Genomic DNA, 22,225 nt, shown 5'->3' with positions numbered 1-22,225 from the left:
TTGCGTGCAGAATAATGATAAAAAAAATTAAGATTGATCAGTTAACGCCCGGTATGTTTGTTCACCAAATACTTGAACAGGACGGAGCATTGACGGTTAAAAGCCAAGGTCGAGTGACTTCTGCCGATGTTGTGAAAACCCTCAAAAAGCGAGGCGTGAAAACCCTCGCTATAGACACTGATAAGAATTTTGATGCAGGTGAGAGTGCGCAAGAGGCAGTACCAGAAACAACACAAACTGCCCAAATAAGGAACAATGCTAAACCAAAGAAGGTAACGCTTACAAACGAACTCAATAGAGCATCTAAGCTTCATGTCCAGGGCAAAGCGATCCAAAAGCTTTTGCTTGCAAACCTTCAAAAAGAAACCCCCTTTGATGCAAGTATCCCAAAAGCGTTTTCTAATAAGTTGGTTGAGTCGGTAGATAGGAATCCTGATGCGTTACTCTGCCTAACTAAAATACGCGAAAAAGACGATTACCTGTTAGAACATTCTCTTAATGTCGCTATCTTATTGGCTAACTTCGGTAAGTTTTTGGGAATGTCTGAAGAGGACGTTCAAGATCTCTCTTATGCCGGCTTTCTTCATGATTTAGGAAAAATTAAAATCCCCGATGAGATTCTTCATAAACCTGGTCGGCTAACCGATAGTGAGATGGAGATCATGAAAGGGCATGTAAAACACGGTGTTGATTACCTAAAAAGCACTGATATAGCGGCCCCTCTTATTAAGACAATCAGTGAGCACCATGAACGGCTAGATGGCCTTGGTTACCCTGCAGGTACTAAAGGGAACGCAATAAGTAAAGCAGGCCGAATGTTGGCCATTGCCGATATGTACGATGCCCTTACCGCTGACCGTGTCTATAAATCAGGTATGTCTAGCCAAAAAGCCTTTTCGATTTTGATGAACGATGCCCCTACCCGCCTTGATCAAACGCTTGTACAGCAGTTTATCAAATGCCTTGGCGTATACCCTGTTGGTAGCCTTGTTTTACTATCAAATGACAGGCTTGGCATGGTGTTGGAACAGCGAGACTCTCCGCTAACGCCGCTGGTAAAAGAGTTCTTTTCTGTGCGAAATAACCATTACCTGCCCCCCAGAGATATCGATCTTGCGCTCGATAAGACAGTGAGTATCGCTAAAGCCGTTATTGCCTCCGACTACAAAATTGATGTGAACAGTTTTTTCGAACGTTCTGTCGCGACCTAATCTGTCGTTACTTTTTAGCAACACCGTGTACAAATTACAGTGTGTTTCGCTTCTTTCGATACGCTGTTTATTGCTTTCGTATTTAGCTTGCGTTCAGGTTTGGCGCATTATAATTAACGTTCCAATAAGGCGTGCCTGAAGCTATTTTTAGGTTTAGGTTGTTGAATTTTAGGTAATAGTTAATATCCCCTATAAAAACTGGCTGGCTCTTTGAAAAAGGGACAAAGTATCTGCTTTCAATAGGGTGGAACGGTATTTGCTCTATTAATTTTTAATAGAAACATTTATGTTGAGCTTATTGAAGGTAGCAATGGATAAATGAAACCTATCAATAGTGAGCTGTATACTTTAAATAAGAGGAAGTTATGAAAAAGACTCTCGCTGTAAGTTTGATCGCTGCGTCGTTAACGGTTGCAGGTTGTGCAACTGATCCAAATAATACGCAGAAAGGTGCCGCAATTGGTGCTGTAGTTGGTGCACTACTCGGTAAAGCAACAGGTGATAATGACAAAAGCCGATACGCGTGGGGCGCTGCAGTAGGTGCCATTGCGGGTGGAGCAATCGGTAACTATATGGACAAACAGGAAGAAGAGTTAAGAACAGAGCTTTCTGATACTGGTGTTCAAGTAGTGCGTGAGGGAGATAACCTTCGTCTAATTATGCCTGGCGACATTACTTTTGCTACTGACAGCGCTAGCATTAGCCCTAACTTCAACCCAGTTCTGCAAGATGTTGCAAAAGTAGTAAATAACTACGAAAAAACAGTATTAATGATTAAAGGTCATACCGACGACACGGGTTCTGAACAATATAACCAGTCTCTGTCGGAAAGACGCGCGGGTGCGGTTAAGAATTTACTGATTAACTATTCGGTAAACCCTACTCGTATTACTACCGTGGGCATGGGTGAATACTCGCCTAAAGTACCAAATAATAGCGCGGCTAACCGTTCTATGAACCGCCGTGTTGAAATGGAAATTCAACCGTTAACCCAGTCTAATACCTAATTTCACTGTAGGCACGGTTAAATATAATAAAAGGCCCCGTTTGTTCGGGGCTTTGTTTATCTATCTATGGCCTTTATTTGTTCAGCAACTGCGTCGGCTATGGTGTTAGGTATGGGAATAGTCAAATGATATTGAGTGACTTTCCATTTACCATCTTGCTTAATTAATACACCTGTTCCTCGGGTTTCCCCTAACTTTTCATTATCTAGAAGTTCATCAAACCAGGCTACCTTCTTGTCTGGCGAAAAATAAATGTGTCTGTCTCTAGGAGTATATGTCCAGCCGCTGCCTTTATCGAAGTGGGGTTTTGCATATGCCATAAACGTTGTCAGACTCCATACCTCTGAAGCGTCGGTCCCGATAAAAACGGCGTTGTCATCATATAAGCCGAAATAGCTATCAAAGTCTGCGTTAGAGGCGTTCGTGTGCAAAGCATCAAGCACGTTGCCCACCGCCTCGCGATCGTCATCAGCACTTACCGACATAGAAAGTAACAACAGCATTAGTAGGGTTACATATTTCACGTTCTTATCTACCTCAAAGCTTAACTTAACGCCTATCTTAAAAGCTCACATAATATTTTGGAAACAATTATGAAGCTTATTGCGAGTACATTTAAAGCGATAAACCGCTACAAACAGCGTGGCGTACATGCCCGATGTCTATATGAAAAGGTGTGTTGATGTTTCACATGGAACAAATTTTATGCTCCGATTGCCTTAAAAAGTCTGAATTAACAAATGTAAAGGTGGGAGGCGTCTAGCATGCTCAAGCGTATAAATTTGGACAAGCAGCAGTAAGCATTTAACGCCAACGGGAAGCTAATTTGTAACGGCGAATAAAGTTGTTTTGAGTATTTAAGGCTTTTAGAAGAAAGGCTGACACGCTATTTAACGGTATGTTAACCATCAACCATCAACCATCAACCTTCGTATTTAATCGCAGACTCTCTTACAACCAACGTAGGTTCGAAGCATTGCTTAATCTCATGGCCTTGGCCATAGACCTTATTTAATATGTACTTTGCTGACATTTCGGCCATTTCAGCCACAGGGTTACTTACTGTGGTTAACCTAGGAAAAACATGATGGGCAAAAACGACATCATCAAAACCCACAATGGATAAGTCATGTGGCAAGCTCATTCCTAAGTCTCTTGCACAACTAATAGCACCTGACGCCATCCAGTCGTTCGCGCACACTAAAGAGGAAAAGTGTTGATCTTGTGCCATCAACTCAAGTAACCCTACCTTTCCGTCATCCTCTGAATAATCGCCATTGAATATCAGCTGAGGGTTAACGGTTAACCCTGCCTCACTTAGCGCACGCTTATGCCCTTTTAAGCGTAAACAGGCATCTGCTTTGTCAGTAGGGCCAGAGATGTAAGCAATGTGCTTATGGCCTAACTCTAGTAAATGTCGTGTTGCTAGGTAGCCACCTTTTTCGTTATCTAAAGTTGTACAGGCATCGGGGAGGCCATCTACCTTGCGGTTGACTAGCGCAACGGGAAGCTTGGATTGATTTAGTTCTAAGAGGTACGCATCAGACAGCGCTTCTGCGTGCATGATAAGCGCATCGCAGTTTCGGCTTATCAGAAATTCTACGGCATCCTTTTCCGTTTCTAAACAATTGCGCCCTACCGTGATAATGACGTGTTTATCTTGTGCGCGTAATGTAGATTCAACCGCTTGCATTAAGTCGCCGAAAAAAGGTGCATTAAGCTCGGGGACAAGTACACCTATGCTGTCGGTTCTACTGTTCGCCAATGAGCGAGCAACTGAGTTTGGTCGGTAATTCAGTTCCTTTACCGCTTTTTCCACCCGTTCTTTCAGCACTTTATTTACTGACGTTTTACCATTTAAAACACGGGATACGGTAGATAATGAAACGCCCGCGCGTTCAGCAACTTGGTAAATGGTAGGCACGTATTCAACCTCGTTTATAAATCAATGCGTAATCTTTCTTGTATTATGCCGACATCGGCGGTTCTGTGCTACGTCGAGTCAGTAATGCTTGAGTAACTTGTCTTTGCTTTTCATCATTTAAGGGGTACAAGCATATTAACGCTGCACCCGCGAAGCCAAATAAAGCGGGTATCCAGCTCATCAATGACTTCATTCCGGGTAGTGTTTGACTAATAGTATTCATATCCATCCCGTCATACCCGTAACTACCTAGCACTAATAAAACTAGCGCGCCGGCAAAGCCACCGCCCGTTTTCTGTACAAAAGAACCAGCAGAGTATACCAGCCCAGTCGCTCTTCTACCCGTTTTATACTCGCTGTAATCAGCCGAGTCTCCCAACATCGAAAAAAACAGGGTCGGTAATATCGCTGCGAAAAATTCGGCTGTGCAGCCTAAAATAAAGATGCTGGTCACATTGCCCTGGGGAATAAAATAGATCCCACAAGTCAATAGACTGCTGGCCACCATTGCAATGATAAATAAACGTTTACGACCGAACAGCTCTGCTAGCTTAGATGTCGCAAATGCTCCAAAAATAGAGACCACTAACAAAGCGATAAAAAAGTATCCAGTCAATAGTGCATTGCCCATATAGTATTTAAAGTAATAGGCAATAACGCCGTATTTGATGCCATTGAACATCATGGTTAAAAACCCCATTCCAAGGAGTATTAACCAAGGTTTATTAGACAGCAGGTCAATAATATCTTGCTGCAAGCGACTATTTTCCTCCTCGGGCCTGCGAATAAGCTTTCTTATAGCAAAAGCAGTAAAAACCATCACGGCGACAAATGTTGCCCCTGTGAAGAAATCTCGATAATAGAAAAATGCCGTTATGGAAAATAAGGGGATTAAAATAAGTGGTAGCTGTTTACAGAGGTCTACAAGCTCAGTGGATAGCGCGCGTTCGCCTTGTGGTACTTCGATTTTACTCGGTGAAGTGTAGCTTCCTTCTAACGTTACACGCTCTTTTGTTGTAAACACGGTAATGCACATTAGAATAACGAGCAGCGTGGCGAATAACCATATGGTGTACTGATACCCTTGCGCACTATTTCCTTGGCCTAAGCTTTCTACCAATGTGGGTAATCCTCCCATGACCAATAGTCCCCCGAAGAAGGCCCCTGCAAACCTAAATCCAGATAAGCTGGTTCGCTCCCTGTCGTCACTGGTCATCACACCCATCAATGCCGAGTAAGGCACGTTGTTCACTGTATACGCGAGCGTCAGTCCTATATAGGTTATGTAGGCGTAAACCAATTTTCCGGTATAGGATAAGTCAGGGGTAGTAAAACAAAGCACCATAAAAAGGCCAAGGAATGGCGTAGAACCAAGGATCCATGGTCTGAATTTTCCCATTTTGGTCTGCGTTCTGTCGGCAATCATACCCATTATAATGTCTGTCACTCCGTCGGATAAACGAACGACTAGAAATAGCATTGCCGCTGCTGCGGCGGTAATGCCAAAGGTGTCTGTATAAAAAACGGCAAGATATGCAAGTGCTCCGCGTCATACTAAGTTAGCAGCGGCATCACCCATGCCATAACCTACTTTTTCTTTTAATGTCAGTTTATGGTCCATTACTGTATTCACCGTTTTCTAATACTATTTTCGACTTTTCAATAACGCTTTATAGGCTGCAGCACTTAGTTTAGGGGTGCGCTTTTGTGTTTCAAAATCAACATACACCAACCCGAAACGCTTTTCATAACCTTCAGCCCACTCGAAGTTATCTAATAAGCTCCAAGCAAAGTAACCACTTACTTCAACGCCGTTTGATACGGCCTTGTGAATCATTTTAAGGTGCGCGTCATAGTAAGCAACGCGATCCACATCGTTAACTTCACCGTTTAGCATTTCGTCAGCCATAGCCGCGCCATTCTCCGTGATAAAAAGAGGAGGTAAAGTGTATCGATCATTTAGCGTTGTAAGTAAATCAAATAGTGCTCTTGGGTAAATTTCCCAACCAATGTCGGTTACAGGCCCTTGATGGGGGTGCTCGTAATACAGCGCATCTTGTTCGGTCGCGGCTGAATATCGCAGTCGTGTATAAAAATTAACGCCTAAAAAGTCTAAAGGTTGGCAGATAGTATCCATGTCCCCCGCTTCTACAGGTGGGCGGTCTTCTTCAGATAAGTCTTTGATAACCTCTGGGTATTGCCCTTCCATTACCGGCTGCATGTACCACTGATTAATATATTCATCAGCGATGCGGGTGGCGTGGATATCTTCCTCCTTATCTGTTGCGGGGTAGCAAGGGGTGAAGTTTAGAACGATGCCAGCTTTACTTCGAGGTACGTTTCTTCTTAGCATCTTCATACCTAGGCCATGCGCCAGTAATATATGGTGCGCTGCGGCTCTTCCGTATTTCCTTCCTGTTCTACCTGGTGCGTGAACGCCTATTTCATATCCTAAATAGGCGCTACAAAAGGGTTCGTTGAATGTTGCATAAGAATATACGTCTTCGCCTAAGGCCTTAGAAACTTTATCTGCGTAATTTTCAAATTCGAAAGCCGTCTGCCTATTTAGCCATCCGCCCTTGTCTTCAAGGTGTTGAGGTAGGTCCCAGTGATAAAGTGTGACAAAGGGCTTTATGCCTTTATCATTTAGCGCGTTGATTAGCGTTTGATAAAAAGCAATACCTTTTGGGTTTAGCTCCCCTTCTTTAGTCATAACACGCGGCCACGATATCGAAAAACGGTATGCGTCAACATTAAGGTCTAGCAAAATCTCGAAATCTTCTTTCCACCGATTGATATGATCGCAAGCGACATCGCCATTAGAGCTATCTGCAATAGCTGAAGGCCGCTCACAAAACCTATCCCAAATACTCTCAAGGCGATTATCAACGTCCCCTTCTATCTGAAAGCTTGATGTTGCAGTCCCATAAAGAAAGGACTTTCTTAATAAGGGGCTATCAGAAGGTAGCGAAATGCTGTTCATTGTTAAGTCACCTTTTTCTCACTGCGCGAATAGATTGGCAGAATGTTCTAAAGTTATATCAAACGAATTTTCTAGGTGAGTTTATAGCACAATTAAAAAACAAAGAGAAAGCGCTTTCTCTTTTTGTTGTCATTATTTAGTTAATGATTTGATGTGGTAAGTAACTCCCAGTAGAGGCTTTTTTTATAAGTAATTCACTCGCTTAATAAGTTTAATTATTGTTTTATATCGATTATTTTGTTTCTCTCTCTCTTTTAAAATAATTCGCCGCCTCTTTCTGTGAATTATTTGTAAAAAATGTGTTGATATTGGGCTTCTGTTGGATTAGTGTTCAGAAAGCGCTTTCTTTTGTGCGAGCTGTCTGCTTCTCTTTGAGAAAGCCCTTTCTTGAAAGCGCTCAATCTGAACAACACACATAAAAACACTGTTAAAGAGAGAACCATCGTGACACAGACAACACCACATAAAAGTAAACTAGCGACAAGCTTGTCGATAATTTTAGGTACAGCACTGAGCAGTAGCATGATGTCGCCCGTTGCGGCGCAAGAAACGGAAAAAGATATAGAAGTTATTCAGGTATCGGGTATCCGAAGTAGTGTTCAAGAATCGATGGGCATTAAGCGAGATTCGGCAGGTGTTGTTGATGCGATCTCTGCTGAAGATATTGGTAAGTTTCCTGATACAAACTTAGCCGAGTCTCTTCAGCGTATTACAGGTATTTCAATTAGCAGAAACAATGGTGAAGGTAGCCAAGTTACTGCGCGTGGATTTGGTCCCGATTTCAACATGGTAACATTGAATGGTAGAACCATGCCTGGCTCTGCACTACCTGGGGGCGGTGGGACAGCCAACTCTCGCGCTTTCGACTTTTCGGACTTAGCCTCAGAAAGTGTGCGCGCGGTGGAAGTGTATAAAACAGGTAAAGCCAGTATTGCTACCGGCGGTATAGGAGCCACGGTAAATGTTCGCACTGCGCGCCCGTTCGATGCAGCTGATAACGGTATAACGGCCAGCGTAGGTGCAAAAGCATTACACGATACAACCAATCGCGTAGGAGACGATGTTACGCCGGAAGTATCAGGTTTTATTAACTACCTAAACGATGATAATACATTTGGCGTGACCTTTACCGGCTCCTTCCAGCAGCGTGATAGCGCCGCCCAAGGTGCGTTTGTTAATCAGTGGCGAGTTAACCCATTTGACGGAACCGTCCCACAGTCGCCTGACCCTGCGAACCCAGACAGCGGTGATCCTATAGTATTAAACAATGCACCAGCAATGGGGCAACTGTTTGCTATACCTTCTGACCTTCGTTATTACATGGCAGACAGGGAACGTGAAAGAACAAACGCCCAGCTTACTTTCCAGTTCGCGCCATCGGAAAAGATGACGGCTACGCTGGATTATACGTACTCTAAACAAGATTTGTACGAAGCCCGCGCTGAGCAATCAATTTGGATGGATGACAGATATTTTACTGAGCTAACTTTCGATGACGAAACAGTAAAAACGCCGGTTCTCATTACGCAAGAACGTCGCGATTTGCTACCACGAGACTTAGGCTTAGCGCTTCAAGAGCTTAATCAGGTCAACGAAAACAAGTCGATTGGTTTAAACTTAGAATACTTCGTCAATGACGATTTTACACTCGTTTTTGATGTGCATAATTCATCGGCTGAAGGCAAACCGGATGCACCTTATGGGACATGGACCAACCTAGGCTTAGGTGCCAATGTAGTGAAAGGGCAAGGTGTCGATTTTAGAGGCGAATTCCCCATCATGTTCGTTGATTTCGATGACGCTGCCCGCGACAATCTAAATGGCAATGGTGTACTGGATCAAGATGACGTTGGCACCTCAATCTTAGACATGAACTTCTCATCTCAAGATACTGAGATTACACAGGCTCGTCTTGACGGTACGTACCACATGGACACGGGAAGTATCAATTTTGGAATTGAGTCTCGTTCGATGGAAAGCACATCTCTTCAATCACTTACACGTCATACTATGGGAAACTGGGGAATAGAGAACCCTGGGGAATTACCTTCTGGCTCCTTAACTCCGCTTGATTTAGCCAATGAATTTGACGACTTCAATACAGACGGTATGTTCTCGCAGGGCTTTACGGGCAGCGTTGCACAGATAGGCGCATTTGCAGCGCAAAAATACGGCTTTGACTTAGTGGCTAATAACCCGTTTGCGACTAACCGGACCATAGAGGAAGATATAACTGCCGTCTATTTCGAACTGGACTTGTCAGGTGAAATGAACGGCATGGAATACAATCTTCTTGCCGGTGTTCGCTATGAAAACACGGATGTTACCTCTATCGCTAACATTAGTTTACCTAGCGGAATTGCCTGGGAAGGTAATAATGACTTCAATGTGCGGTTTGGCAGTGATATGGAAGATGTCGATATTGAAGCGAGTTATGATCATGTACTCCCTGCACTAGATTTCGATATTGAAGTTGTCGAAAACATGATTGCACGGTTTTCTTACAGCAAGACTATCGCAAGGCCAACTTATAATAACTTAAGTGCAGCTGCGTCAGTCTCACCGCAAAGTGGCCCGACGCTATTAACAGATAGCATTACGGCAACGGCAAGTTCTGGTAACCCAGCATTGGTTCCTCTCGAATCTGACAACCTTGATTTGTCTTTTGAATACTATTTTGATGAAACAAGCTATGTATCCGTGGGTTTTTACGACAAGCGCGTGAAAAACTTTATTGGAAACGAGCAAGTTGAAGAAAATGTGTTTGGCCTTCGTGATGTAACCGCTGGGCCGCGAGCGCAAGCAGCGCGAGATGAGCTAGAGGCGCGTGGTATACCGGTTAACGATACATCATTGTTTAACATGGTAGCCGCGATGGAAAACGGCATCGAATACGATTCACTCACTGACGAGCAGTTCGAACAGCAGTTCGATATTTTGCCAAATAGCGATGACCCACTCATTACCTTCATCAATTCTAAGCCAGTAAACAATAAAGCTGCAAACATATACGGTTTCGAGTTTGCCGCTCAACATTTCTTCGGCGATAGCGGTTTTGGCGTGCTAGCAAACTACACTACGGTAAAAGGCGATATTGGCTTTGACAACGAGGCGAACCCCTCTATCACGCAATTTGCGCTGGTAGGCTTAAGTGATACTGCCAACCTTGTCTTAATGTACGAAAAAGATGCCTTGCAAGCGCGAATCGCTTATAACTGGCGTGATAAGTTTCTTGATACCACTTCACAATACATCAATGAGCCCGGTTACACAGAAGACTACTCTCAAATTGATTTGAGTATCTCTTACGATGTAACTGAGGATCTTACAGTGGCCTTTGAAGGCATAAACATTACTGAAGAAAATATTCGAAGACACGGAAGAACGAGTGCAATGCTCTGGAATTTAGATGAATTTGGCGCGCGCTATGCGCTAAGTGCCCGATATACGTTTTAACGATTAGGGTGTGCTTACCCGCTAAAGTGCTCAGGGTTGCACTTTAGCGGGTTTTTTTGTCATAGTGCTGGGTGAAAAAATAGTCAGCCTGCACGGCCTTTACAGGTTTATCCTTTTAAAAACTTGGTTTTTTGCTTATGCGTGATAATGAAAGCCACAATAATATTAATCGCGTCGTTGTTATAGGCGGCGGTACCGCAGGATGGCTTGCTGCTGGCGTACTTGCTGCCAAGTTGAGTGCCGAGAATTCGGTTACGCTTATTGAATCTCCAGCCATTCCCACTATTGGCGTTGGCGAAGGGTCGTGGCCCTCTTTGAAGGACACCCTTCTCGATATAGGTATCAGTGAACTAGAATTCCTTAGTGTGTGTCATGGTTCGTATAAACAAGGCTCGAGTTTTGCGAATTGGCGAAAGGGCGAGCATAAATATTATCACCCCTTTACCGAACCCGCAGGCTATCGTGAAATAGATATTCATGCCTGTTGGCAAGCGATTGCGCCAACAGAAGCTTATGAAAATGCTTTTTCCATACAAGCGGCTATGTGTGAAGCGGGTAAAGCACCCAAACAAGCCACTACCCCCGATTATGCCCATGTGCTTAATTATGGCTATCACTTCGACGCAACGGCACTCGCTACGCTATTGAAAAAGCATTGTATAAATAAGTTAAACGTTACGCATGTCGTTGGACATATAGCGTCGGTTAACTCTCATCAAAATGGGTATATAAAAAGTGTTGTAGGCGATAACGGCCACGTTACAGAAGGGGACTTATTTATTGATTGTTCTGGCAGCAATGGGCTGCTTATCGATAAGCACTTCAAGGTGCCTTGGGTGTCGGTGGAACACATCATGCTAAACAATCGTGCCGTGGCGCTTCAAGTGCCCTATTCTGATAACGATAGTGCAATAGAAAGTACAACGCTAGCAACAGCACACCCGTGTGGTTGGACATGGGATATCGCATTACAGCATCGTCGCGGTGTTGGCTTAGTTTATTCATCACAATTAGCAAGTGATGAGCAAGCTTATAAGACGCTTATTAACTATGTTAGCCGGCGATATCCTAAAGCACTGGCCGAAGCACTGACGCCTCGCACTTTAGCGTTTGAGCCTGGCCACCGTGAACATTTTTGGGTAAAAAACTGTTTAAGTTTAGGGATGTCATCGGGCTTCGTTGAACCACTTGAAGCGTCGGCTATTGCCATGGTTGAGCTTGGCCTAAGGATGCTTTGCGAAGGATTTCCGCAAACACAAGAGCATATGACCATAGTAAGTAAGCGCTACAATCAACGCTTCAGATATCGCTGGCGGCGCGTGATCGACTTCTTAAAATTACATTATGTGTTAAGTGATAGAGATGAGCCATATTGGCGTGCGCAGCGGGACATGGCCACAGTGCCAGAGTCGCTACGTGAATTACTTACGCTGTGGAAATACCAAAGCCCTTCTCGGCTAGATTTAATTGAAAACGAAGAAATATTTCCTTCAGCCAGCTATCAATACGTGCTGTACGGCATGGGGTATAGAACTTTACCTAATTCACTTCGTTTGAGTGAAGAAGACAGGCAAAAAGCGAGTAATATTCGCGAAAAACTGCAGAAAACCAAGCCGTCTTATTTTCAGGCCTTACCTTCAAATAACGCGCTGTTGAAAAGTCTCGCCGAGCGTTACGCCACGTCAGACTTAGTGAATAGTCAGTGCCCTAGCGGCCAAACTGACAAAGCATCTAGCGCTAACGACGCTTCTAAAGACAATGGCAATATAAACAACAACGTAGAAAGTTACAGAGACGGCACACCGAATAAAAAGGACACACAGTATGACCGCATTGGGTTTAGATAGCAGTAATAATCAAACACCGGTTAAAAACGTGGTTATAGCGGGTGGCGGTACAGCCGGGTGGATGGCGGCTACAGCACTATCTCGTCTATTGGGAAAGTCAGTGTCTGTGACCTTAGTCGAGTCGAAAGATATTGGTATTGTCGGTGTGGGCGAAGCCACCATTCCGCCTATTAGAACCTTTCATAAATTATTGGGAATAGATGAAAAAGCATTTATGCGCGCCACACAAGCCACCTTTAAACTAGGAATCGAGTTTGAGAACTGGCGAGAGGTTAACCATAGCTATATTCACTCTTTTGGGATCACGGGAAGAGAATGTTGGGCAGGTGAGTTTCACCACTTTTGGTTGAGAGCTCAAGACTATGGCTTTGGCGGCGATTTTGGTGACTATTGCCCAGAATTAATTGCCGCGAAGCAAAACAAGTTTGCAACTTCAGACGCCATGCCACTAAATTTTGCTTACCATTTTGATGCTGTTGCCTATGGGCGCTTTTTAAAGTCATTAGCATGTGACGCGGGGGTAACGCATAGAGAAGGTGATATCGAGAAGGTAACGGTTTGCCCAAACACAGGTAATATTCAGGCGCTTCATTTAACTAATGGAGAAAGTATCGGCGGTGATTTCTTCATTGATTGCACCGGCTTCAAAGGCTTACTGATTGAACAAGCCCTTCACACAGGTTACGACGATTGGAGCCACTACTTATTCTGCGACCGGGCTGTGGCGATGCAAACTGAATTAACTTCGCCGCCGGTGCCCTACACCAAAAGCGTGGCGCATAAAGCAGGCTGGCGCTGGCAAATACCGCTTCAAGAGCGTATGGGTAATGGTTTGGTGTATTGCAGCCGATTTATGAGTGATCAAGAAGCAATAGATACCCTTAAGTCACAGGTATCGAGCACACCCATCAATGAACCCCGAGTGATTCGCTTTACTCCAGGCAAACGTAGGCGAGGATGGAACAAAAACTGCGTAGCGTTAGGGTTATCCAGTGGCTTTATCGAGCCATTAGAGTCGACAAGTATTCATTTAATAATGACAGGTCTCATTCGCTTAATGCGTTTATTCCCCTTTGATGGCATAACGCAAAGCGCTGTCGATGAATATAACAATAAGTTCGATAGCGAAATGTCGGCTATACTCGATTTCATTGTTATGCATTACAAGGTTACACAGCGCGAAGACAGCCCTTTTTGGCAACAGTGTCAGCGTATGGAGATCCCTGCTTCTCTCACTCACAAATTAGATCTATTCGCCCAGAGCGGCCGTGTATTTTTAGATGATGGAGATATCTTCCGCGTCGATTCTTGGACGCAAGTATTGATGGGCCAAGGTATGAAGCCACAGCAGTATCACCGTGTGGTCGATGAGATGAGCGAGCAATCTTTGAAACAGTTTATGGCAGGACTAAAGCTGCAGGTGGATAACCATGTTGCCAAACTGCCCTCTCATAATGCGTTTTTAGCGCAGTATTTGAGGTGAGTTATAAGAAGTGTATTTTTGGAAGCTATTTATTACTATCTTTTGTCATTAACGTCATCAATCGCGGGTGTACAAATAATTTTTCCTTACCGGAATTCATTTCTTGCAGCACACCAATACCCGCTAACTGCTTTAAATACGTTGAAGCAGTTTGGCGTTTTGCAATGTCACGTTCAACTAAATTATTGATACGGCAGTAGGGTTGTTCAAAAATAAGCTGAACGAGCTCATAGCTATATATTTTAGGTAGCTGTGCTTTTATGTAATCGGTTGTACTTTCCATAAGTGCCCTAATCGCTGTGATCTTATCACTAGTCCATATGGCAGTTTGCTCGACACCTTTTAGTATAAATAACAGCCAACCTTCCCAATTCTGATCTTTGGTCACTTGGTTCAATAGGCGATAATAGTCTTGTTTGTTATGAACGATGAAACGGCTTAAATACAAAATAGGTAGCGTTAAAAGACCGCATTCAATAAGGTACAAAACATTTAAAATACGTCCTGTTCGACCATTCCCATCATAAAATGGATGTATAGCTTCAAATTGATAATGGCTAACAGCCATCTTTATTAATGGATCTATATCATCGTCATTATGAAGAAATCGCTCCCAGTTAGTTAACAAGTCGCGGATAACGTTCTCTCCCGCAGGCGGGGTATAGATAATTTCTCCAGTCGTCTGGTTGCCTATAAAAGTCCCCGGTACTTTACGAATATCCATTTCAGAGTGCTTTAACGTACTGCATACTTCAATGGCTGTCGCTGTGCAAAGCGGCTTTCTTTCAAGTTGTATATAACCTTGATACAACGCTGTTCTGTAGCGTAAAGCTTCCTTTGTTGCATGATCAGCGCCCTTGTCTTCTAGCGCATACTGAAAAAGCTTATCGGTAGTGGTGACAATATTTTCAATTTCTGAACTGTCTTTTGCTTCCAGCAAAGGTAACAAGTTAATTAGCATGCTTTGGTTAGGTATGAGTTCCCCTGCCTTTTTTAATTCTGCTACAGCGGCGCGCGCAGAAATACAGGCTTTCAGAACGGCCTTCGTTTCTATGGAATGTAGATTTGGCGGTAATGTGGGTAATTGGTTGTAAGGCAGCTCTGCTTGCCAAATCATGTTTAAATTTCCGGTTTATATCGACATACATGAACTATTGGGTCAGTTTATGTCGATTAGATCGACATATCAATTTCATGTGTCGATTTTTTTCTGTTTTTTCGACATGACTTTCTTGTGTGTCGATACACTCGACATATCAACACTCAATCCAAACGATTTACCAAAATCGAGTTTTGAGTAGGAAACTTCAAAGCAGTACGCCATCCCTTAGGGCTGTTTAATTTCCTCTTATTCACCCTTTAAAGCTTGGCATATCAAGTGTTGTCCCATTGTCCCAACTGCCCACGGTAAGTAAGCAAATGGGTGGCTAGTTAGTTTCGCCTGGTTGGCTTTTTCGGCATACGGCTGCGTTTGCCATCGAAGAAGGCCAATACTCTGAATCAATAGAGTGATTCTTTAAGCCAAAATGAGGGGGCTGCCCACCATTCTGCCCCCACTAAACAAGTAGTTGATAATGGAAATCTACCAACCGAATTGGACGGGAAAAATAAAAAAGCCCTGTAATTTCGATGCTCTTCACAAGGTAATACAGGGCTTTTAAGACATTCTTGGACCGGTAAATTTCAACCCAAGAACCTACTTAATATTCTGGATCTGCTCATTGAGTAGCGGTATAGACCCTCAAAAAATCAATAAGTTACCGAAAAGAAACCGTTCAAAAATGCCTGTTTGCCCACCAAACTGCCCACCACTTGCCTATGGCTTTTACTAAATCTTAGTGGTTAGCAATGGAAAAACAGTGTCGTTTTTATGCTGCTGTTAGAGCTAAAACATAGCAGTTTTGAAGGGCTTTATCGAGTAATTTTTTCAACACTTTATTTAATAATGGATACAATAATATCCACTTTCTGTTTTATTTCGCTATAATGGATATGACTGTATCCATTTGGCCTTTGCGGATGAAATTTACCTTACTTGATGATACCGATGTAAGCCACGCCTATGCGGCTTATTTACGTGAGTTACGAAAGCAGGCAAAGCTGTCACGAGCGGCGCTTGCTGAGCGAAGCTGCGTACCTGCGGCCACCATTAAGAAATTTGAGCTGACCGGGCAAATTTCATTTCGCCAATTGCTGTTGCTATGGCAGACCCTCGACTCGCTTGGGCGTTTGTACGAGCTCACGCAACCTAGCAAAGAACGCGCTGCTATACCCACGAGTATTGATGAGGTGCTAAAAGATGAGTTTTAAACCGATTCAGAAGCTTAATGTTACTCGTACGCTAAGCTCAGGTGAGCAGATATCTGTTGGAGTCTTGGCGCAGAATCGGCAAGGCGTTTTTTTTCAGTATGCAGACAGCTATTTGCAGCAGTTTGGCAACTTATCTCCTTTTACCTTGCATGCGAACGCGCAAGTTCAAGTCGCACCTAAGCAGCCACACCAAGGTGTACATGGCGTATTTGGAGATTGTTTGCCCGATGGCTGGGGCATGCTGTTACAAGATCGTATTTTCCGGCAACAGGGCATCCTGCCTAATCAATTAACGGCGATGGATAGACTGGCCTTTGTCGGTGATAAAGGCATGGGAGCATTGTCTTTTTCTCCGGTGTCTGAGTTTTCAACCACGACGAACACGGATATTGATTTAGCGACGTTAGGCTTAGCAGCGCAAACGCTGTTCGATGCTTCAATGTCAGATTATATAGACGACAATCACGATGAGTTAGATGGGCATACGCAACAGGTATTGGCCGCATTAGTCGCCGGAGGTAGTTCGGGTGGGGCAAGACCTAAGGCACAAATTTATATGCCTGCTGGGGAAACTCAGCATTGTCGAACCTTCGCTCAGCCTGGAGATGAGGCTTGGCTGGTGAAGTTTACCTCTAAAAATCTCGCACTTGGCCATGAAGAAGGTTTGTGTGAGGCGGTTTATTTACAAATGGCAGAACTTGCTAAGTGTCAACCGCCGCAATGGCAACTCATTGAAGCACCACCTACAAGCGGTGCGTCTGCTTGGTTGGCGCTTAAGCGTTTTGATTATGTCACTGAACAGGCCGACTTAGGCAGAAAGCGCAGTTCAGGTCGATTGCATATGCACAGCGCTTGCGGGCTGCTGGATGCAGACTTTCGAACGCCAAGTTTAGATTACATTGATTTAATTAAAGCCAGCCGTCAGTTGTGTAAATCGCCAGCGGCTGGACAGCTGCAATTTCGCCGCGCCATTTTTAATCTGCTGTCGTCTAATCAAGACGACCACAGTAAAAACTGGGCGTTTTTGCAAGCGGATGACGGTCAATGGAATCCTGCACCTTTTTACGATGTGACTTACAGCCCACATCCATTCAACGAACACGCCACTGCTTTCGGCGGTTATGGCAAAGCGCCATCGCTTAAGGTGATGCAAAAACTTGCTACTAGTGCTGGCTTTGCGAATTGGAATGATGCAAAGCAAGTTATTGAAGAAGTCGCAGAAGCCATCAGCCAATTTACGTATCTTGCCAAGCAACAAGGGATCAGTAAAACAACAATGTCCGTGATTGCTAAGACATTGGAGCAGCGTAAACAAGAAAATGCAGCGCTTTTTCTATAACAATTTTGTTAAAACAAACTTTTCAATTCACAATAAATAAATAGCAAGGTCATCGTGAGCGAATATCAATACTATAAATTTGAGCGTCTGGATGGGTATTTAGATGCTAAAGCACGTCAAGCACTCAGGGCCATTTCAAGCCGTGCCGAGATCAGCGCTACGTCCTTTCAGGTGTATTACACCTACAGTGACTTAAAGGCAGAGCCTTTTGAGCTGATGTTAAAATACTTTGATATCGGTTTTTACTATGCCGATTGGGGCTCAATCGATGCCTACATCAAGCTACCAGCAGGAACGCTCCCTGAAGCTTTACTTTGCTTTTCAAGTGATGGGCTTCATATTCACGAAAACGATGAGTGGCAGTTGCTGATTTTTTCCCTTGAGGAGTATGACGAATATTTTGACGATGAGCATGCCGACCAATTTTTCCAGCATTTAGCTGGGTTACGCAGCGGGTTAATGCAAGGGGATTGGCGCCTTGTGTACTTTATGTGGCTCAAAATGTTTGATTTTAATGATGACGTTGAGCGAGTGCCGTTAATTCAATTCGATTTTGAGCACCTCAGCGAAGAGGAGCAGGCGTTTGCTGCGCTGTATAATATTCCCTTAGCATTGGTTAAGGCGCTCGCCATGGTGCTGAGCGAACAACCCAGTCACCAAGCCAAACAAACTCAGCTTACGCTTGATGCGTGGATCCATAATCTCTCGCAAGCAGAGAAAGACACGCTATTACGCACGTTGTTTGAGCAAGGCCAGCTAACCCGTCACCAAGCCTTAGCGCTGACGCGAAAAGAACCTGTCAACACAGACGAGATCTATCAATACTGGTTAACCTCCGCCGTCATTTCTCCTTTCATTGAGCAAGCGCAAAGTCAATTACAGCAAGAGCAAGCCGCAGCACTCGCAAAAAAATTAGCTATCGAAAAAGCGGAAAAAGAAAAAGCGTTGACGGATATCTACAATCAACATGAGCACTACTGGCAGCAATCACAAGAGCAAGCGGATCGAACTTGCGCCAGTGGTTACGATGCGGCATCACGCTATCTGCATCAGCTGTTTGAGGCCTATCAGTTCAAAGCTGATGAAGCGGCGTTTGAACAACGCTTTAAGCGCTTTGTTGTGGCGAATAATAGCCGTAAAGCACTGTTAAATCGCTTGAGTGATTTGCTTTAAACGATGAGGCGATAGGCTGGCCAAATGACGTTAGCAAAAAACCGATTGAGGGTTGGTTGAAAGGTTGTAAGCCCACCAAAGGTCTACAAATTGTTACCTATGAAGTCACTTTGTGTATACCTCGGGGTCTAAGCAACGCGCTTTTACCATCTCTGTGGTAAATACTGCGTGAAATACAAAGGCATCACGATATTGGTTTGCTCTAATGCGGATGAGCCTTGTGTACCCGTTAACTTAAAGGTTTTACTTGGAGTACATTTTTCAACGTAGGATGCCAACGATTTTGCTCTTGTACGTTTACCACTTTTGACCTCCACAGGGACGATATCGCCTTCATCGGTCGCCAAAATAAATTCGATTTCGGCGCGGGCGTCATTCCATGAATAGCTTGGGTCAACGCCAATGGCAGTGAGCTCTTGTTGCACAAAGTTTTCAGCCACATAACCTTTGTATTCATAGTTTTGTTGCTTAATTTCTTTATAACTGCTGCCGAGCATATGATTAAGCAGGCCCACATCAAACAGAAACAGTTTCACCATATTTTCTTTTTTATAGGCCGCTAACGGAGATTTCGGCAATCCTTCAATAGGGTAGTTTGGCAAAGCTAAGCGGCAGCAGTTAAGCCAATGGATCGCGGTTTCAAAATCGCTATAACGAGATTTACGCTCATGCACATGCTTAAATTTAAAGCGTTTAACCGACTCATCGCTGACAAGTGATAGCTGGGCTGGAATGCTATTAAATACCGATTCAATCAGTGTGGCGTCGACCTTGCCCGCGTACTTACCAAAATCGCGGCGATAACCTTCCACTAAATCGGCATGAATTTTTGTGACTTTTTCAACACGCTCTAGAATGCTTGAATCCTTATACTGATACCAAGCAGAAACGGCTTCCGGCATACCACCAGTAAAAAAGTAGTCAGTGAGTTTGTCCATCAATTTGGTGTGTACTGCCGGTGTGCTTGCTTGACTATCAAACGCTTTGATCAGCGCTTGCTCGTTGGATGCGTAAATAAATTCTTGGAAGGTCAGTGGTCGTAAATTGTATTGTTCTACCTTGCCCACAGGGAAGGTGTTGAGCAAACCAATATTCGAGCCGCTGGCAGCGACAAAATAGGACGGTGCTTTTTCAGCAAAGTACTTTAGTGAGGTAACGGCACGTTCACATTCGCCAATTTCATCTAATATCAGCAAGTCGGTTTCTGGGTTGAACGCTTGGTTGGTTAACAACTCAATGTTCATTACTAGCTCGTCAGGTGACAGAGAGCCATCGAACGCTTCTTTGTAGGCAGGGTTTTCAAGGAAGTCGATACGAAGGATGTTGGCAAAGGTGTTCCCAAATAACTCCTGTAGCAGATAGGTTTTACCTGTTTGTCTTGCACCATCGATCAATAATGGCTTGCGCACCGGTTGATTTTTCCATGCTATTAGGGCGTTTAGTAAGTTGCGCTGCATTGTCATTTCCCGCCAATTAAGACTGTTAACTGCCTGTAGTATAACTCAGTCTACACTTTTACGCGCAGAAAAGTGTGGAATTATACATTTTTATGCGCATAAAAGTGTAATCCGCAACCTTTGGCATTCAGGGATCCATTTCATCGCCTTGGCCAACGCGCAAGCTAAACCTAAAGGTGGGATATAAATCCAATTATATTGAGTAAAGTAGGAATATAGTCCTACATATAAATTGTTGGAGTTGCTTGGGATTCAAAGTTGGACTATATTCCCATTAACGGTTAAATAGTGGGAATATAGTCCCTTTGGTTGGTGATATGGCTAAGCGTGACTTACACAATGTACTGTTTCCAAAGCAGCGCAAAATCCTGAGGCATTTTGGTGAAGACTTGCTGTTGGCGATGAAACGACGTGGTTTTACAAAAAAGCTACTGTGTGAACGTACTGGTTTTGATCATAAAACCGTGAATAAAGTCTTCGCCGGTGATCCGGGCGTTGCCATAGGCACTTACTTAAAAGTGATGGCTGTTCTTGGCATGGAAAGCAACTTTGCAGAAATGGCCGCTCATGATGAAGTGGGTATCAAGCTGCAAAACATAAAATTGCTGGAAGGTTCAAAATGAGCCGTGAAATCGTCGAAGTCTATGCCGACTGGCAGCCAATTGAAGCGCCTTTGCTAATTGGGCTGCTTGCTCACAGTGATTCAAGCCGAGGTGGCGTATTTAGTTTTGCCTACGATAAAGCATTTTTAACCTCAGCCTATCGCTTGCAAATTGATCCAATCCTAACGCTTCACTCCGGTGAACTCTATAACGATGAAGCCGATAAAAACTTTCGCGCATTTCTTGATTCGTCACCTGACAGATGGGGGCGTATTTTAATGCAGCGGCGTGCGGCGATTGAGGCGCGCAAAGGCATTCGAGCAACAAGTCGATTAAACGAGTTGGATTACCTGTTGGGCGTACATGACTCTTACCGGATGGGTGGTATTCGATTTAAGCAAGCAGGCTCGGATGCTTTCTTAGATGACAACTCTGAGTTTGCTGCGCCGCCAATGGCTTCTTTGCGAGAGCTAGAGCACGCAGCAATGCAGATTGAAAAAGACGATAACATCGACAGTGACGAGTATTATCGCTGGTTGAAGATGCTGATTTCTCCAGGCTCATCATTAGGTGGTGCAAGACCCAAGGCTTGTGTGGCAGATGAACAAGGCCACTTGTGGATAGCCAAGTTTCCCAACTTAAATGATACCTTTGATGTGGGGGCGTGGGAGATGGTCTGTTATGAATTGGCTTTGGCGGCAGGTGTTGACATGTTTCCAAGTGAGATTAGGCAGTTTTCCTCTGGGCATCATACCTTTTTAACAAAACGGTTTGACCGCGACGGCGATCAGCGGCTGCATTTTTCATCGGCCATGACTCAACTGCAATACTATGATGGTGAACAATCTCAAGGTGCCAGCTATTTAGAAATTGCTGAATTTATTTCCAATTCTGGTGCACAAACCGAAGCTGATTTAGCGCAGTTATGGCGACGTATCGTGTTTAATATTGCGGTGTCCAACACGGATGATCACCTGCGTAACCATGGGTTTTTATTAACAAAGAATGGCTGGAAGTTATCACCCGCTTATGATTTAAACCCGATAGTGGGTAAGCATGGTCTGCATCTGAACATTACCGATGCAGACAACGCTTTAGACTACCAGCTAGCCTTTGATGTGAAAGACTTCTTCAGACTTTCGCAAACCCAAGCCACGCAAATTTACGATGAAGTATTAATGGCGGTTAAGCAATGGCAAACCGTTGCTAAGCGGCTAGGGATCAGCCGAGCGGAGCAAGCCATGAAACAATCAGCGTTTAACGTTTAATGAGTCAGTGAAACTATATTTTCATTTTTCAGCAGATAAAGAAGTTTTAGTTTCACTTTATGCTTTGCCTCATACTCCATGTGTTTTAACACTTCGCTCATCCCTTGGGCTTCTGGGGCGGTTTGGGCAAAGCCTTAATTCACGCTATTTAGCCACACACCAACC

15 protein-coding genes and 1 pseudogene are annotated in these 22,225 nt (G+C 44.0%); 10 read left to right on the top strand and 6 right to left on the bottom strand.

Features of this window, described 5'->3' with window-relative positions:
• The first annotated feature begins 14 nt into the window (after positions 1-14).
• Positions 15-1,211 (top strand): HD domain-containing phosphohydrolase, encoded by a 1,197-nt coding sequence (locus ACTRWF_RS10030; protein ID WP_462835494.1) that lies wholly within the window; start codon positions 15-17, stop codon positions 1,209-1,211.
• Positions 1,212-1,576: 365 nt separating this feature from the next.
• Complete coding sequence (locus ACTRWF_RS10025) at positions 1,577-2,218, top strand: YiaD family glycine zipper/OmpA-like lipoprotein (protein ID WP_020746930.1); 642 nt, start codon at positions 1,577-1,579, stop codon at positions 2,216-2,218.
• A gap of 56 nt (positions 2,219-2,274) precedes the next feature.
• Here ACTRWF_RS10025 and ACTRWF_RS10020 read toward each other — a convergent pair whose 3' ends face one another.
• From ACTRWF_RS10020 to ACTRWF_RS10005, 4 genes and pseudogenes are all read right to left on the bottom strand, one after another.
• A complete protein-coding gene (locus ACTRWF_RS10020) occupies positions 2,275-2,742 on the bottom strand; it encodes a nuclear transport factor 2 family protein (protein ID WP_462835493.1) in 468 nt (155 codons plus the stop codon).
• A gap of 398 nt (positions 2,743-3,140) precedes the next feature.
• Entirely contained in the window at positions 3,141-4,142 is a 1,002-nt protein-coding gene (locus ACTRWF_RS10015) for a LacI family DNA-binding transcriptional regulator (RefSeq protein WP_287151063.1), read from the bottom strand.
• A gap of 43 nt (positions 4,143-4,185) precedes the next feature.
• Positions 4,186-5,763 (bottom strand): annotated as a pseudogene (locus ACTRWF_RS10010) (MFS transporter).
• 24 nt (positions 5,764-5,787) lie between these two features.
• On the bottom strand, positions 5,788-7,125 hold the full coding sequence (locus ACTRWF_RS10005) for a GH1 family beta-glucosidase (RefSeq protein ID WP_141154869.1): 1,338 nt from the start codon (positions 7,123-7,125) through the stop codon (positions 5,788-5,790).
• A 522-nt stretch (positions 7,126-7,647) separates the two neighbouring features.
• Here ACTRWF_RS10005 and ACTRWF_RS10000 point away from each other — a divergent pair.
• From ACTRWF_RS10000 to ACTRWF_RS09990, 3 genes are all read left to right on the top strand, one after another.
• Entirely contained in the window at positions 7,648-10,581 is a 2,934-nt protein-coding gene (locus tag ACTRWF_RS10000; protein WP_231129280.1) for a TonB-dependent receptor, read from the top strand.
• Between the two features lie 137 nt (positions 10,582-10,718).
• The gene (locus tag ACTRWF_RS09995; RefSeq protein ID WP_278382957.1) at positions 10,719-12,428 is read left to right on the top strand and encodes a tryptophan halogenase family protein; all 1,710 of its coding nucleotides are present in this window, start codon (positions 10,719-10,721) and stop codon (positions 12,426-12,428) included.
• Complete coding sequence (locus tag ACTRWF_RS09990) at positions 12,406-13,911, top strand: tryptophan halogenase family protein (RefSeq protein WP_278382955.1); 1,506 nt, start codon at positions 12,406-12,408, stop codon at positions 13,909-13,911. The genes ACTRWF_RS09995 and ACTRWF_RS09990 overlap by 23 nt, the downstream gene beginning before the upstream one ends.
• Positions 13,912-13,936: 25 nt before the next feature.
• Here ACTRWF_RS09990 and fic read toward each other — a convergent pair whose 3' ends face one another.
• Positions 13,937-15,028 carry a protein adenylyltransferase Fic gene (gene fic, locus ACTRWF_RS09985; protein WP_141153042.1) on the bottom strand — a complete coding sequence of 364 codons (1,092 nt, stop codon included), beginning with the start codon at positions 15,026-15,028 and terminating at the stop codon, positions 13,937-13,939.
• 902 nt (positions 15,029-15,930) lie between these two features.
• Between fic and ACTRWF_RS09980 the strand changes: the two genes are divergently transcribed.
• The 3 genes from ACTRWF_RS09980 to ACTRWF_RS09970 are packed head-to-tail and all read left to right on the top strand — an operon-like array spanning position 15,931 to position 18,733.
• Positions 15,931-16,221 (top strand): helix-turn-helix domain-containing protein, encoded by a 291-nt coding sequence (locus tag ACTRWF_RS09980; RefSeq protein WP_012520203.1) that lies wholly within the window; start codon positions 15,931-15,933, stop codon positions 16,219-16,221.
• The gene (locus ACTRWF_RS09975) at positions 16,211-17,560 is read left to right on the top strand and encodes a HipA domain-containing protein (RefSeq protein WP_462835492.1); all 1,350 of its coding nucleotides are present in this window, start codon (positions 16,211-16,213) and stop codon (positions 17,558-17,560) included. The genes ACTRWF_RS09980 and ACTRWF_RS09975 overlap by 11 nt, the downstream gene beginning before the upstream one ends.
• Before the next feature lie 54 nt (positions 17,561-17,614).
• Entirely contained in the window at positions 17,615-18,733 is a 1,119-nt protein-coding gene (locus tag ACTRWF_RS09970; protein WP_462835491.1) for a hypothetical protein, read from the top strand.
• A 143-nt stretch (positions 18,734-18,876) separates the two neighbouring features.
• Here the strand turns inward: ACTRWF_RS09970 and ACTRWF_RS09965 are convergent, their stop codons facing one another.
• On the bottom strand, positions 18,877-20,190 hold the full coding sequence (locus ACTRWF_RS09965) for an ATP-binding protein (RefSeq protein ID WP_086585839.1): 1,314 nt from the start codon (positions 20,188-20,190) through the stop codon (positions 18,877-18,879).
• A 317-nt stretch (positions 20,191-20,507) separates the two neighbouring features.
• Between ACTRWF_RS09965 and ACTRWF_RS09960 the strand changes: the two genes are divergently transcribed.
• A complete protein-coding gene (locus tag ACTRWF_RS09960; RefSeq protein WP_041453222.1) occupies positions 20,508-20,813 on the top strand; it encodes a helix-turn-helix domain-containing protein in 306 nt (101 codons plus the stop codon).
• Positions 20,810-22,060 carry a HipA domain-containing protein gene (locus tag ACTRWF_RS09955; protein ID WP_462835490.1) on the top strand — a complete coding sequence of 417 codons (1,251 nt, stop codon included), beginning with the start codon at positions 20,810-20,812 and terminating at the stop codon, positions 22,058-22,060. The genes ACTRWF_RS09960 and ACTRWF_RS09955 overlap by 4 nt, the downstream gene beginning before the upstream one ends.
• The last annotated feature ends 165 nt before the right edge of the window (positions 22,061-22,225 follow it).

This window comes from Alteromonas sp. G5_S2_22_S1 (assembly GCF_054968525.1).
Note: the sequence above shows the minus strand (reverse complement) of the source record. Positions and strands in the feature narration are given on the sequence as shown.